Below are 14,578 nucleotides of genomic sequence, written 5' to 3'. Positions count from 1 at the left end.
GCATTCGTCGGGGTAATTGTGTTGTGAGCGTTAACAGCCGCGTTCGCCCATGCTACGGGAGCGCTCCCATCGGCTCAATGGGTGAACGTCGATGACATGACGCTGATCGATGCGTGCGGTCAGGAGGTGGCGCAGGGGGTGGTGTCGACCGCGCAGCTCTCCGGGCCGTCGTGCAGAGGGTCGGGATCGCGGACGTCGAAGCGGATGGTGGTCGAACCGCCGGCCGGCAGCGCGTCGCCGGTGAACGTGACCACGGCACCGTCCTGCGCCGCCTCGGCGCCGCTGACCGAGCCCACCGTGGCACCGTCGCCGAGCGTCACGGTCACCGTCCACTCCGGCCGGGACGTCGGCCCGGGATTGGCCAGCACCACCTCGCCCCGGTAACCGAAGACTCGGTCGTTGACCGTTTCGTACGTCGCGGTCAGCGGGATCACGGCCGGTGGCGTGGGGCTCGGCGTACGGCTGGGGGAGCGCGACGCGGACGGCGACGGTGAGGGACTCCGGCGGCTGGCGCTCGGCGTGGGTCGGGCGCTCGTGGGGCGCGCGGAGGCGGCGGTGGGGGAGGGCATGACCAGCGGCGGCGCCGACACCGCAGGCGCGGCCGGCGCGGGAGGCGTGGGCCACACCGCCCACAGCACCGCCCCGGCGGCGCCGGCGAGCACCGTCACCACGCCGGCGGCCACCAGCGTGCGACGTCGCCGGGACCGGCCCGACGCCTCGCCCAGCAGCCGGACCACCGGCAGCTCGGCGGTCAGCCCGCCCTCGGCCCGGCGCAGGTCGACCTCCTGGAACGCGAGCCAGTCGAGGATCGCCGGCAGACGCCCGGTCAGCGCCTGCTCGTGCTGCTCGGCGCGGGCGTCGGCGTCCCAGTCGCCCTCCTCCAGCACCTCGCGCACGGAGAGGCGGGTGCCGTGCGCGGTGGCGGTCAGGTCGCAGGCCAGGCGGGTGGCCCGGTCGGCCTCCCGGCAGCGGACCACCAGCCGTTCCGGGGTCCGCAGCTCGACCACCTCCACCTCGGTGTCGGCGTCGTAACCGGGCAGCGCCGCGGTCGCCAGCACCCAGCGGTCGGCCTGCGGGGTGCTCTCGACGAACCACTTGGCCAGCAGCGCCCGTTCCGTCAGCGCCCGCCAGATCCGGGCGGGCGGGTGGAACAGGTCGACCTCGGTGGCGATCTCGATCACGCGGAGACTCTAGGGCCTGAGTCAAGAACGTGTCAGGTCACTCCGACCTGCCGTCGTGCCAGCGCGCCCGCCAGGCGGCCTCGCTCTCCTCCGCGCTGATCTTCTCCTGGTGGACCGTGCGCCGCAGCGCGGCCCGGGCGTCGGCGAACACCACCAGTTCGACCGCGACCAGGGCCACGCAGATCACGGTGAGCAGACCCAGCGCCCCCAGTGCCGGCAGGTGCCGACCGAAGGGCAGCGCGACCGCGAGCGCGGCCAGCGCGCCGACCCGGGTCCAGGACAGGGTCCGCAGCGTGCGCCACTGGAACGCCATGTTCGCGGCGAAGTAGATCATCACCCCGCCGAAGAGCAGCGGCACCGCCGGCCCGTGACCCCGCTCCATGCTGCCGCCCACCGGGTCGGTGACGGTCCGCACCAGCTCCTCGGCGCCGATCGCGAACAGGATCACCCCGGCGATCATGGGGAGGTAGAGGTAGGCGTACGCGTCGCGGGCCATCGCCACCCGGGGGTGGCCCTGCGCCGCGTGCAACGCGATCCGGGCGGCCGGCCCGATCATGTCGAAATGCGCCCACCAGAGCGCCGCGACGAACAGGATCCCGAAGATCGCCGCCGGGATGGCCGGCCAGGTCACCGCCTTGCCGAGCAGGTTGCCGCCGACACCGACCGAGATGACCGACTCACCCAGCGCGATGATCAGGATCAGGTCGTACCGCTCGGTCCAGTGCTCGGCGGAGGTGATCTTCCAGCCGTCGGTGCCGGCCAGCAGGCCGCTGCTGTACTGGATGACCACGACCGCGATCCAGAGTCCGTCGCGCAGCCACGGCCCGACGTCCGGGTCGACCCGCGGCGGCAGCAGCGCGGCCACCAGCAGCAGGGAGGTCGAGAGCAGCACCTCCGGCGCGAACACCCACACCTTGCGCCGCGCCGGTGGGTCGCCCCGGGTGGCGTACCAGTAGAGCGCCGTGTGCACGATCCGGATCACCACGTAGCTGACCGTCACCAGCATCGGGCCGGCGCTGCCCTGGCCCAGGTCGCCGAAGGTCTGCGGCAGCGCCAGCGCGAACGTGAACAACGCGACCATGCCGATCACCATGAGGATCGGCACGAAGCCCTCGCCCAGACGCAGCCGGGCGGCGACCGCGCTGTGCACCACCCAGCACCACCAGAGCACGGCGAGCACCAGCAGCGCGTGCAGCAGTTCCCGCACGGTCACGTTCGCGGCGGTGGCGCGCGTGATGATGAAGAAGGACACGACGAAGACGAGGTCGAAGAAGATCTCGAACTTGTCCACCCGGGTGGCCGGGGCGACGCGGGCCGCGGGCCCGAGCCCCTTGCGCCACCGGTCGCCGCCACCCACCGGCCGAGTGTGTCAGCGCAGCTCAGGCGGCGTGCCGGAATCGCCGGGCATTCCCTCGTCAGCCGCCGGGGCCGGCTCTGGGGCGTGGCTCAGCCGGTCGCCGGGGTGGCGTGACCGAGAACGGTGCGCAGCACGGCGCGCAGCGGTTCGTCCGGGTGCTCGAGCCAGTGTTGGGCGGCGACGCGGAGCGTGGCCAGGAACGTGGCGCCCAGGACCCGGGCCCGCAGCGGCACGTCCGGGCCGGTGAGCCGGCGGGCGATCTCCGTGGACAGCTCCCGCTCGATCGCCGCGTACGCGCCGACCTGGTGGGCGACCAGGCTCGGATGCCCGTGCAGCAGCCGTCGGCGGCTCAGCCACGGCTCGGCCGGATCGTCGTAGCCCTCGTCCGCCTGGGCCAGGGCGGCCTCGGTCAGCGCCCGCCAGGGCGGCAGGTCGGTCGGCTGCCGCGCGACCAGTTCGAGCAGCCGGCGCAGTCGCAGCGTGTCGCCGTGGAAGAGCGCCTCCTCCTTGCCGGAGAAGTAGTTGGAGAACGTGCGCCGGGAGACGTTGGCCGCGTCGGCGATGGCCTCGACCGTGACCCGGTCCGGGCCGTGCTCGACGGCCAGGCGCAGGGCCGCCTCGTGCAGCGCCAGGCGGGTCGCCGCCTTCTTGCGCTCGCGCAGCCCGGTGCACTCGTCCATGGCGGCCAGCGTACGTGATCCTTTTCTCAATGGGCAAAGTTGCCTGTTGGGCAAGATTTGTTGATGATTGCTTGAGGCAACGAAGCGGCCCCCCCGAATCGACACACCTGGAGGACGCGCGATGAGCGCACCCACCGCGACGGCCGAGGCCGCGCCCATGAGCCGGCGGCAGACGCTGGAGGCACTCAGCGGGCTGCTGCTGGTGCTCTTCGTGGCCATGCTGAGCAGCACCGTGGTCTCCACCGCCCTGCCGAAGATCATCGGAGCGCTCAACGGCTCGCAGACCCAGTACACCTGGGTGGTCACCGCCACCCTGCTCACCGCCACCGCGACCACCCCGATCTGGGGCAAGCTCGCCGACCTGTTCAACAAGAAGCTGCTGATCCAGGTCGCCATCGTGGTCTTCCTGGCCGGCTCGGTCGCCGCCGGCTTCGCACAGAGCGCCGGGCAGCTCATCGCCGCCCGCGCCTTCCAGGGCATCGGCGTCGGCGGGCTGCAGGCGCTGGTCCAGGTCGCCATCGCGGCGATGATCCCGCCGCGCGAGCGGGGCCGCTACAACGGCTACCTCGGTGGCGTGATGGCCCTCGCCACGGTCGGCGGGCCGCTGCTCGGCGGCCTCATCGTCGACACCTCCTGGCTCGGCTGGCGCTGGTGCTTCTTCGTCGGCGTGCCGGTCGCGATCATCGCGCTGTTCCTGCTCCAGGTCACCCTGAACCTGCCCACCGTGCGCCGGCAGAACGTGAAGATCGACTACCTGGGCGCCACTCTCATCGCGGCCGGGGTCAGCGTGCTGCTGATCTGGATCTCCTTCGTCGACGACTCGTTCGCCTGGCTCTCCTGGCAGACCGGCGCCATGGTCGGCGGGTCGCTGCTGCTGCTCGCGCTGGCCGTGTGGGTGGAGTCGCGGGCCGCCGAGCCGGTGGTGCCGCTGCACATCATCCGCGAGCGCACCACCGCCCTGGCCATCCTCGGCAGCCTCGCGGTCGGCATGGCGATGTTCGGCGGCGCGGTCTTCCTCGGTCAGTACTTCCAGATCGGCCGCGGCTACAGCCCGACCGAGGCCGGCTTGCTCACCATCCCGATGATGGCCGGCGTGCTGATCTCCTCGATCGTGGCCGGGCGGATGATCACCACGTCCGGTCGGATCAAGCCGTACATCGTCTTCGGCTCGATCGTGCTGGTCGCCGGCTTCGCGCTGCTCGGCACCGTCGACCACGAGACCTCGCTGGTCCTGGTCGGGGTCGCCATGTTCGTCGTCGGCGTCGGCGTCGGCATGACCATGCAGAACCTGGTGCTCGCGGTGCAGAACACCGTCGCGCTCTCCGACATCGGCGCGGCCAGCGCCAGCGTCGCCTTCTTCCGCTCGCTCGGCGGCACCATCGGCGTGTCGGTGCTCGGCGCGGTGCTGGCCCGGCGGGTCAGCGACCGGATCACCCACGACCTCGCCGCCGCCGGCATCCCCACCACCGGCGGAGGCGGCGGCAGCACGCTCAACCTCGACGCGCTGCCCGAGCCGGTACGGCAGATCGTCCGGGCCGCCTACGGGGACGCGACCGGGCACATCTTCCTCATCTCGGCCGCCATCGCGGTCGTCGGCGTCGTGGCGGCGCTGTTGCTGCGCCCGGTTACCCTTCGCTCCAGCCTCGACCTGCCGGACACCGGCCGCACGGTGGCGGTGGGCGCGGACGCGGTCGACGGTGCGCCCGCCTTCGACGAGGTGAGCATCGAGCCGGGCGGCCGGGAGGAACGCGCCCGTCGCTGAGCCCGTAGCCCAGGGCCGTCGCCGACCCCGGCGGCGGCCCTGGCCCGTGCCGCAGGGCACCGAAGGAGGAGCAGTGGACGTCCCGTCGACCGCGCCCGCGCGGGCCGCCGCCCTGCGTCGGGCGGCCCGCGAGCTGACGCTGGTCGCCGTGCTCTTCCTCGCCTACAAGGCGGGCCGGCAGCTGGTGGCCGGGCACGCCGCCGCCGCGCGGGCCAACGGCGAGCGGATCTGGTGGCTGGAGCGACTGCTGCACCTGCCCGACGAGGCCGTCGTGCAGGCGCCGCTGCTGCTGCACGAGCTGCCGGTCCGGCTGGCCAACTCCTACTACGCCTACGTGCACTTTCCGGCCACGGTGCTCTGCCTGCTCTGGCTCTACCTACGCCGGCCGGCCCACTACCTGCGACTGCGGCGGGCCCTCGCGGCGCTGACCGCCGCGGCGCTGGTGCTGCACGTCTGCGTGCCGCTCGCGCCGCCGCGGCTGACCACGCTCACCGGCCTGGTGGACACCGGCCGCCGGTTCGGCCCGACCGTCTACGGGCCACCCGACACCGACCAGCTCAGCAACCAGTACGCGGCCATGCCGTCGCTGCACGTGGGCTGGTCCCTGGCGGTCGCGCTGGCGCTGGTGGCGGTCACCGCCGGGCGGTGGCGCTGGCTCTGGCTGGCCCACCCGCTGATCACCGCGCTCGTGGTCGTCGGCACCGGCAACCACTACTGGCTGGACGGGGTGGTCGCGGTGGCCCTGCTCGCGCTGATCCTGGCCGTGCTGCCCCGGCCCGCCGCGACGCCCCCGCCACCGGCCCCGCCCGCCGGCCCGTCGCGCCCGCACGTGGTCCCACCGCCGCGCCGCCCCGGCCGTCGCCGGAACACGAAGGTCCCGGCGACGGCCGACGTGCGGCTGCGGCCACCCGGTCGGATCTGACCGCGTCTCAGCGGACGGCGCAGACCGTCCCGTTGAGGCGGAACGCGCCCGGCGGCACGTTCGGCCCGCCGTACGCGCCGACGAACCCGACGCTGGTGCTCCCGCCGTCGGCGGCGAGCCGGCGGTTGTCGGCGGTGGAGGTCACCCGGACGTCCCGCCCGGTCTGCGTCCAGGTGCCGTTCCAGCCGCTGCTGACCTGCTGCCAGCCGGTGGGCCAGGTCCAGGTGAGCGTCCAGCCGTCGACGACGTCCGGACCGGTGTTGACCACCTCGACGGTCGCCACGTAGCCGTTGCCCCAGTCGGTGTCGGAATGGAAGCGGACCGCGCAGGCGCTCGCCGCCGGGCTGCCGGTGGCGAAGGTGAGCGGCGGCGAGGACCACGACACCCGGCCCGCGGTGTCCCGGGCCAGGACGTTGACCGTGTAGCGGGCGCCCGGCTCGAGGTTGCCCACGCTCAGCGAGGTGCCGGCGGTCTCGCCGAGCTGTTCGCTGACCGCGCCCCGCTGCCGGTACACCTCGTACTTGGCGATCGGCGCCGCGCCGGGCGTCGCCGCCGACCACGAGATCGTCGCCGCGCGGTCGCTCACCGCGCCCGCCGTCGGCCGCCCCGGGGTGCCGGGCCGCCCGGCGGAGCCTGAGGCCGGTCGCAGCACGAGCGTGGTCAGCGAGTACGGCGGCAGCGTGCGAGCGCCCGCACTGCCGGAGCGGCCGGTGCTCACCCCGGTCGCGCCGTTGGTCAGCGTGTGCACGGTGGGCGCCTCGTCCGCCGGGGTGAAACCGGCGTAGTCCACCGCCACCGGGTACGCGGTGTCCGGGTCCTTGTTGACCAGCAGGACCGCGAGGCTGCCGTCCGGCCGGCGCACCGCGTGCGCGGCGACCAGCGGCTGGTCGGTGCCGGCGCGGACGAACTGGTCGCCCGCCCGGGCGAACAGGTTCATCATCGACAGCGCGTGGTAGGGCGCGAACGGGGTGTTGAACGGCGGCTCGCACACCTCGCCGTCGGCGGTGCAGCCGCCGCTGGAGAGCAGCCCGAAGTCGCCGTAGTCGGTCTGCCCGGCCACCTCGGAGACGCTGCCGATGCCGTTGTGCACGTTCCACCACTGCACCGTGAACACGCCCTGCTCCAGCAGGCCGCTGTAGGCGTCGGCCAGGAACAGCGCGCCCGGCGCGGTGGTGCGGCCGGTGTCGACGTTCAGCTCGGTGAGGCTGATCCCGATCCGGTCCGCGCCGGGGCCCGCGTACCGGGCGATCTGCTGGCGCAACAGCCAGGCGGCGTCCGGCAGCTGGTCGGTCCGGGCCAGCGACTCGGCGGCGGTGCCGCCGGGGTACCAGTGGACGTCGACGAAATCGATCTTCGGGCCGGCGATCGAGAGCACGGTCTGGTTCCACGGCCCCGGGTCGGCGCCGGCGGTGATCCCGTCCGGCCAGTTGCCGGGCATGGTCAGCACCGCGCCGACCTTGATGCTCGGGTCGACCGCCTTCATCGCGTCGGCGTACTCGACCACCAGCCGGGCGTACTGGGTGGCGCTCTTGTCCGGGTGGTCGTCGGCCTCCCAGGCCGAGCCGTAGTGGCCGTTGCCGTAGTTCTCGTTGCCGACGGTCCACCACCTCGCGCCGTAGCCCTTGGTGACGTTGGCGTACCGCACCCACGCGGCCGCCTCAGCCGGCGTGCCGGTGCCGTAGTTCGCGATGATCATCGGCTGGGCGCCGACGCGCCGGGCCGCCGCCATGAACGTGTCGAAGTCGGTGTCCGGCGCGACGTAGCCGCCGGGCGCGGTGTGGTTCTCCCAGTGGTAGATGTCGGCGTACGAGCCGCCGGGGTAGCGCAGCATCTTCACGCCGGCGGCCTTCAGCAGGTCGGACGTCTCGGCGCTGCCCAGCTGGGAGTCCCAGATGGCGTGGTTGACGCCGAGCGCGGTGTCCGGCACGGTGGCCAGCCCGGCGCGGGCGTTGACGGTCACCGCGACCGGGTCGGCGGCGGCGCCGGCGGCCGGCGGGTCGACGGTGACCAGCGCGGTGGTGACGAGCAGCAGACCGGCCGCGTACGCGGTCCAGCGGCGCACGCGCGGCAGGATTCTCCTCATGCGGGTGTCCTTCGTGGGGATCGGACGGCGGGTGGGTGCCCGGATCGGTGGTGCCGTCCTCCCGGGGCCTGACGGCGCCCGGATGCCCAGGAACGGTGATCGGCTCCGCGCGGTGAGCCATCGACGTATCAGGATTCCACGGGCCGCGTGGAGCGCTCAAGCCGTCAGGGCTTAATTTATAGACAGGAGTCTTTACTGTTAACAAGGTTTAATTTATGTTCGTGGCACCTTCCCTTCCCCCCGAAGGAGTTGCCACCATGCGTCGAAGACTCACTCTTCCGCTGCTCACCACCGGTGCGGTGACCGCGACCCTGGCGATCGCCGCGCCGGCCCAGGCCCACGGCTACGTCTCCTCGCCGCCCAGCCGGCAGGCGCTGTGCGCGCAGAACCGGGTGCCCGACTGCGGCCAGATCAGGTACGAGCCGCAGAGCGTCGAGGGCCCCAAAGGGCTGAAGACCTGCCACGCCGGCATCGCCCAGTTCGCGGTGCTCAACGACGACAGCCGCAACTGGCCGGCCACCTCGGTCGGCAGCACGGTGACGTTCACCTGGGTCAACACCGCCCGGCACTCCACCGCCAACTGGGAGTACTGGATCGGCAACACCCGGGTCGCGGTGGTCGACGGCGGCGGTCGCCAGCCCGACGCCACCGTGTCGCACACGGTGAACCTGGGTGGCTTCACCGGCCGGCAGAAGCTGCTCGCGGTCTGGAACATCGCCGACACCGCCAACGCGTTCTACTCCTGCGTCGACCTGCAGATCGGCGGCGGTGGCGGCAACCCGACGCCCACCCCGTCGCCGACGCCGTCACCGACCCGGACCGCCACGCCGTCGCCCACGCCCACCCCGACCGGCTCGCCGGTGCCGGGCGGCACCTGGACCGCCGGCCGGGCCTACCAGGTCGGCGACACGGTGACCTACGACGGCCGCGGCTACCGCTGCCGCCAGGCGCACACCGCCATCGCCGGATGGGAGCCGCCGAACGTGCCGGCGCTCTGGCAGCAGATCTGACCCCCCCGCAGCGCCGGACCGCACGGCCGAGCCGGACCGCGTCGCCGCGTCGCGCCGGACCGCTCCGGCGCGCCGGGCCGGACCGCTCCGGCATGCCGGGTCGGGCGGCTCTGGCGTGCCGGGAGGCGCGGTCCGGCGCGCGGCCGGACGTCGCGTGCCAGACCGGCGTCGGCCGGTCGGCCGGTCCCGCCCGGTCGGCCGGCGCGCCCGGATCAGGGGTCCGCGCATCACCACCCGACCCGACCGGAGGACCGACATGCGCCGCCCGTTCGCCGCCGCCCTGCTGGCCGTCCTGCTCGCCGCCGGCTGCGGAGGCTGGTCGCCGGCACCCGCCACGCCCCGGCCCACGCCGGCCGTCGACGACACGACCAGCGGCGTCGACGCGCTCTTCCTCGCCATGATGGTGGCGCACACCGCGCAGACGCTGGAGATCGTCGACGTCGGGCTCGACCGGGTCACCGACACCGAGGTCCGTACCCTGATCTCCGCCGTCCGGGCCACCGAGGCCGACGAGCTGGCCACCATGCGCGGCTGGCTGCGCGAGGCCGGCCCGTCCGCGGCGGCCGCCGCCGCGCGCCACGACCACACCGGACACAGCGACGCCGCCGCCGGCCTGGCCCGGCTGCGGGCCGCCCCGGCCGCCGACGCGGACCGGGTGCTGCTCGACGTACTCGCCGCGCACCAGCGCACCGCCGCCGCCCTGGCCCGCGCCCAGGTCGCCGCCGGCACCAGCGCTCGGGTACGCGACCTCGCCGCCCGCATCGACCGCTCCCGCACCGCCGAGGTGGCCCTCATGGCGACCCTGCGCGCGGCACCCCGGCGCTGATCTCGTCGATCTTGGACTTGGGGCACCTCGGATGTCGGTGATGCGCCCTTTGTCAACGACCACAAGTCCAAGATCGACGGGCCGGTCCGGGCCGGGGCCGGGGTCGGGGTCGGGGCCGGCTGGGGCGGGTGGGGGCGGGTGGTGGCATGACGTTCGTCACGGGGGTGGTGGGCGGGGGTGCGGGCGGGGGCGGTTGGGGGAGTGGCGAAACGGGGCGGATCGGGGTCTTTCTCTCGGGGGAAGCGGCTCGGCGGGGGCCGGTGCCGGGTGCGGCGGGCGGGGGCGGTGGGTGGGGGAGTTCGCCTCTGGGCAAAACCGGCCGCGCGATGTCGCAGGCCGTGACTAGGCTTTCGCCGGACCTTGGCCCGCCGCACGCCCCGCGCGCGGCGCCGCCACCCCTCGGACCGGACCGGAACCAGGAGACTGTCTGTGACCCAGCAACCCGTCGCGACATCGAACAAACTCGACGCCGCGGTGCTCAAGGTGGCCGGCGTCGTCGTGCTCGGCGCGATCATGTCGATCCTCGACGTGACCGTCGTCAGCGTGGCCATCCCGACGTTCCAGAGCGAGTTCGACGCCTCGTACGCGCGGGTGGCGTGGACCATGACCGGCTACACGCTGGCGCTCGCCACGGTGATCCCGCTCAGCGGCTGGGCCGCCGACCGCTTCGGCACCAAACGCCTCTACATGGTGGCGCTGGCGCTGTTCACCATCGGCTCCGGGCTTTGTGCCACGGCCGACTCGATCGGCGAGCTGATCGCCTGGCGCGTGGTCCAGGGCCTCGGCGGCGGCATGCTCATGCCGCTGGGCATGACGATCATGACCCGGGCCGCCGGCCCGCACCGCATCGGCCGGCTGATGGCCGTGCTGGGCATCCCGATGCTGCTCGGCCCGATCGGCGGCCCGATCCTCGGCGGCTGGCTGATCGACACCGCGAGCTGGCACTGGATCTTCCTGATCAACCTGCCGATCGGCGTCGTCGCGCTGATCTACGCCCAGCTGGCCCTGCCGAAGGACGCCCCCGAGCCGTCGGAGTCCTTCGACTTCCTCGGCATGCTGATGCTCTCGCCGGGTCTGGCGCTGTTCCTCTACGGCGTCTCCTCGCTGCCCGAGGCCGGCACGGTCACCGACACCGAGGTCTGGCTGCCCATGCTGGTCGGCGCCGCGCTCGTGGTCTCCTTCGTGCTCTACTCGTTCCGCCCGCGGCACCCGCTGCTCGACCTGCGGCTGTTCCGCAACCGCAACCTCACCCTCGCGGCGGTGACGCTGTTCGTCTTCATCATCGCGTTCATGGGCGCGGGCCTGCTGTTCCCGAGCTACTTCCTGCAGATCCGCGGCGAGTCGACGCTGACCGCCGGCCTGCTGATGGCGCCGCAGGGCATCGGCGCGATGCTGACCATGCCGATCGCAGGCATGCTCGCCGACCGGGTCCCGGTCGGCCGGACGGTGCCGTTCGCGCTGGTGCTCATCGCGGCCGGGTTCTTCACCTTCACCCAGCTCGGCACCGACACGTCCTACCTGCTGCTCTGCGGCTCGCTGTTCGTGATGGGCCTGGGCATGGGCGGCACCATGATGCCGATCATGACGTCGGCGCTGAAGACCCTGAGCGCCGCCGAGGTGGCCCGCGGCTCGACGCTGGTGAACATCCTCCAGCAGATCGGCGGGTCGGTGGGCGCGGCGGTGATGTCGGTGATCCTCACCAGCGAGCTGAACGGCTCGCGGGTCATCCCCGGCGTGACCGACCCGGGCACCGGCGCCCCGGTCACCGAGGCGCAGCTCGCCATCGGCGTGCAGCAGCAGCCCGAGCTGGCCCAGCAGCTCCCGGTGCCGCCGTCGCTGATCGAGCGCGGCCTCGACTTCGCGGCCAACTCGTTCGCGACCACGTTCTGGGTCGCCTTCGCCCTGGTGCTGCTCACCTTCGTCCCGGCCGCGTTCCTGCCCCGCCGCCGCGAGCCGTCGCACCTGCTCGACGGCGAGGCGGGCGAGGAGCAGCCGCGCACCCCGGTGCCGATCCACTGATCCGCACGCACCCCCGTCCCTCCGGGGCCGGACGCCTCGGCGTCCGGCCCCGGAGGCGTCTACGGAGCTCGACCCCCGGATCCGCCACCGGCCGACCCGGCAGCGCCTAGGCTCGACGGGGGAGCGGCGGAGTCAGGGGGAGAGGCGGGCACGGTGGACGCGGACGGCGGCGATCGGTCGGCGCGGCGGCGCAACCGGCTGCTGCTCGCCGGCCTGCTGGCCGTGGTCGGGCTGATCCTGCTGCTGCTCGGCCTCACCGTCGCCAACGGCACGGTCGCCGGCGTCGAGGTGGTGCTCGCGCTCCTGCTCCTGCTCACCAGCTACGCGATCCAGCGGGTGGCCCGCCGGGAGACCGTCTACCACGACGATCGGCGGCGGTGACCGGCCCGGTGACCCGGCCGGGCTAGGCTGACCGGCGTGGATCAGGAAGACCGGATCGCGCTGTTCCTCGACTACGAGAACCTGGCGCTGGGCGTACGCGACCATCACGGCGGCAGGCCGTTCGACTTCCGTCCCATCGCCGACGCGCTGGCCGAGCGCGGCCGGGTGGTGGTGCGGCGGGCGTACGCGGACTGGTCGTACTTCGACGAGGACCGGCGGATGCTCACCCGGTCGCACGTCGAGCTGATCGAGATCCCGCAGCGGATGGGCGCCTCCCGGAAGAACGCCGCCGACATCAAGATGGCCGTGGACGCGGTCGAGCTGGCCTTCGAGCGCGGCTACATCTCCACGTTCGTGATCTGCACCGGGGACAGCGACTTCACTCCGCTCGTGCACAAGCTGCGCGAACTCAACAAGCGGGTGATCGGGGTCGGGGTCGAGAAGTCGACCTCCGCGCTGCTGCCACCGGCCTGCGACGAGTTTCTCTACTACGACCGGCTGGAGGGGGTCGACGTACCGCCCTCCGCCGGCCGGCGGACGCGGCCGGGCCGTGCCGCGGGCCCGGAGCCGACGACGCCGGCCGGGCCGGTGGCCGAGCCGCCGCTGGACGCCGCGCCCACCGCCGAGGAGACCCCGCGGGACGTCGACACGCTCGCCGTCCTGCTCGTGCAGACCGTGGCCGGCATGCAGGGCAGCGCCGGCGGCGAGGTCACCGCGTCCGGGCTCAAGCGGGCCCTGCTGCGCAAGGACCCGACGTTCAGCGAGTCCGACTACGGGTTCCGCACCTTCGGCGAACTGCTGCGGCACCTGGCCGGGCACAACGTGGTGGAGCTGGCCCCCGGGCCGGCCAAGGGCGACCCGGAGGTGTCGCTGCCCGAGCGGGGCGACCGGGAGGTGGAGTTCGCGCTGCTCCGGTCGGTGGTGGTCGACCTCGCCGGTGAGGGTGGCGCGGTGGCCCTGTCCGGCCTGAAGGACCAGCTGCGGCGGGCCCGACCGGACTTCAGCGAGAAGAAGCTCGGTTACCGCAGCTTCCTGCAGTTCTGCAAGGCCGCCGCGACCGCCGGCGCGGTGGAGCTGCGGTGGAGCCCCGACGACGGCGACTACCTGCTCACCCCGCACGCGCCCTGACCGCCGCCCCGGGCCCGCCGGCACCGACGCGAGCCGGACGCCACCACCTCGGCGGCGTGGGGCCGGTCATGCCGGGGCGCCGCCGTCGTCGGACTCGGGACCGAGGTCGCGCTCGGGCTCGGCTCCCCGGGCGGGCTCGGGCTGCCGGTCGGGGACGGCTCGCTGGTCGGGCTCGTGCCCGGGCTCGGTTCCGCGGGGGCCGTCGGCGGGTTCGGCGATGCGCTGACCGGTGGGTCGTCGGTGCCGGCCAGCGGCACGGCGGGGACCCGGGCGGCGGGTGAGGTGGGTGGCGCCGAGGCGCGATCCGGGCGCGGGACGACAGGGGACGGCCGGGGCCGGCGGGACACCGACACCGGTGGCTCTGGCGGAGGCGCGTCCGGCCGGGCCGTGACGTCGGGCCGGGGCGCGACGGTGGCCTCGGGAGCGGACGCGGCGCCCGCCGTCGGACGCGTCGACTCGGCGGTGGCGGGCCAGGTGCCGGCCGAGGTGGCGCCGAGCAGGACGGCGGCCGCCGCGACCCCGGCCGCGACCAGCCGTTGCGGACGCGTCCGCTCGACCGGCGCGTCCGCCGGACCGAGCGGACGGGGTGGCCGTGGTCGCGCGGCCCGGTGGGCGGCCGCCAGTGCCTCGACGTCGGCGACGACGACCTCCCGCCCTCCGGTCGCGTCGGCGTGGGCGAGGGTGAGGTAGAACCGGGCGTTCGGCGCGCCGGCCGCCGGCATCCGCAGCCCGGACGGCGTACCGCCGTCGGCGTGGTGCAGCAGGGTGACCGGACGGTCCGGGTGGTGCCCGGGTCCACGCAGGTCCGGTAGGGACCAGTCGCGCCGGGCCTCCCGCCCGACGAAGGCCACCCGGCGGTCGGTCACCACGGCGGCGCCGCTGTCGACCACCCGCAGCCCGGCCGGCAGAGGCCCCTCGGTCGGATCCAGCCGCCCGGCCAGCCCCGGATCGGGCACCGGCAGCCCGGGCAGGTGCCGGGCGGTGGCCTCGACCAGCTCGACGGCGGGCAGGATGCGGTAGACGACCTCGCCGTCGTGCAGCGGCACCGGCAGCGCCGTGCCGGGCAGGGCACACCCGTGGAATCCGTCCGCCTCGATCCGCAGCCGGTCGAGGTGCTCCGCGCGGCGCCGCCAGGCGCGCGCCGCCGTCTCGTACGCCCGGCGCCGGCGCTCGTTCTCGCGCCTCGCCCACGCCAACCGGCGCCCCAGGTGGGGCCCGACCGCTCCGGG

General features: G+C 74.0%; 12 protein-coding genes. 7 read left to right on the top strand and 5 right to left on the bottom strand.

The window, feature by feature from the left end; translation table 11 throughout:
- Positions 1–119: 119 nt before the first annotated feature.
- The 3 genes from CO540_RS05420 to CO540_RS05410 form a co-directional block, all read right to left on the bottom strand.
- Positions 120–1,181, bottom strand: coding sequence for an SRPBCC domain-containing protein (locus CO540_RS05420; RefSeq protein WP_099161172.1), 1,062 nt, complete (start codon positions 1,179–1,181; stop codon positions 120–122).
- A gap of 37 nt (positions 1,182–1,218) precedes the next feature.
- Positions 1,219–2,538 carry a low temperature requirement protein A gene (locus CO540_RS05415; protein WP_099161171.1) on the bottom strand — a complete coding sequence of 440 codons (1,320 nt, stop codon included), beginning with the start codon at positions 2,536–2,538 and terminating at the stop codon, positions 1,219–1,221.
- An 89-nt stretch (positions 2,539–2,627) separates the two neighbouring features.
- Entirely contained in the window at positions 2,628–3,218 is a 591-nt protein-coding gene (locus CO540_RS05410; RefSeq protein WP_099161170.1) for a TetR/AcrR family transcriptional regulator, read from the bottom strand.
- 121 nt (positions 3,219–3,339) lie between these two features.
- On the opposite strand from CO540_RS05410, the gene CO540_RS05405 reads away from it, so the two are divergent.
- The gene (locus tag CO540_RS05405) at positions 3,340–4,980 is read left to right on the top strand and encodes an MDR family MFS transporter (RefSeq protein ID WP_099161169.1); all 1,641 of its coding nucleotides are present in this window, start codon (positions 3,340–3,342) and stop codon (positions 4,978–4,980) included.
- A 73-nt stretch (positions 4,981–5,053) separates the two neighbouring features.
- Positions 5,054–5,902 (top strand): phosphatase PAP2 family protein, encoded by an 849-nt coding sequence (locus CO540_RS05400; protein ID WP_099161168.1) that lies wholly within the window; start codon positions 5,054–5,056, stop codon positions 5,900–5,902.
- Between the two features lie 7 nt (positions 5,903–5,909).
- On the opposite strand, the gene CO540_RS05395 is transcribed toward CO540_RS05400, so the two are convergent.
- The gene (locus CO540_RS05395) at positions 5,910–7,985 is read right to left on the bottom strand and encodes a cellulose binding domain-containing protein (RefSeq protein WP_172967790.1); all 2,076 of its coding nucleotides are present in this window, start codon (positions 7,983–7,985) and stop codon (positions 5,910–5,912) included.
- A gap of 257 nt (positions 7,986–8,242) precedes the next feature.
- On the opposite strand from CO540_RS05395, the gene CO540_RS05390 reads away from it, so the two are divergent.
- From CO540_RS05390 to CO540_RS05370, 5 genes are all read left to right on the top strand, one after another.
- Entirely contained in the window at positions 8,243–8,995 is a 753-nt protein-coding gene (locus CO540_RS05390; RefSeq protein ID WP_099161166.1) for a lytic polysaccharide monooxygenase, read from the top strand.
- Between the two features lie 256 nt (positions 8,996–9,251).
- Positions 9,252–9,821 carry a DUF305 domain-containing protein gene (locus CO540_RS05385; RefSeq protein ID WP_099161165.1) on the top strand — a complete coding sequence of 190 codons (570 nt, stop codon included), beginning with the start codon at positions 9,252–9,254 and terminating at the stop codon, positions 9,819–9,821.
- Positions 9,822–10,250: 429 nt separating this feature from the next.
- A complete protein-coding gene (locus CO540_RS05380) occupies positions 10,251–11,840 on the top strand; it encodes a DHA2 family efflux MFS transporter permease subunit (protein WP_099161164.1) in 1,590 nt (529 codons plus the stop codon).
- Between the two features lie 153 nt (positions 11,841–11,993).
- Positions 11,994–12,221, top strand: coding sequence for a hypothetical protein (locus tag CO540_RS05375; RefSeq protein ID WP_098745000.1), 228 nt, complete (start codon positions 11,994–11,996; stop codon positions 12,219–12,221).
- A 36-nt stretch (positions 12,222–12,257) separates the two neighbouring features.
- Positions 12,258–13,349 (top strand): PIN domain-containing protein, encoded by a 1,092-nt coding sequence (locus CO540_RS05370; RefSeq protein ID WP_099161163.1) that lies wholly within the window; start codon positions 12,258–12,260, stop codon positions 13,347–13,349.
- Here CO540_RS05370 and CO540_RS05365 read toward each other — a convergent pair.
- On the bottom strand, positions 13,322–14,545 hold the full coding sequence (locus CO540_RS05365) for a hypothetical protein (protein ID WP_099161162.1): 1,224 nt from the start codon (positions 14,543–14,545) through the stop codon (positions 13,322–13,324). The genes CO540_RS05370 and CO540_RS05365 overlap by 28 nt on opposite strands.
- Positions 14,546–14,578: the final 33 nt, after the last annotated feature.

The organism is Micromonospora sp. WMMA2032, assembly GCF_002688545.1.
Classification (GTDB): Bacteria; Actinomycetota; Actinomycetes; order Mycobacteriales; family Micromonosporaceae; genus Micromonospora; species Micromonospora sediminicola.
Note: the sequence above shows the minus strand (reverse complement) of the source record. Positions and strands in the feature narration are given on the sequence as shown.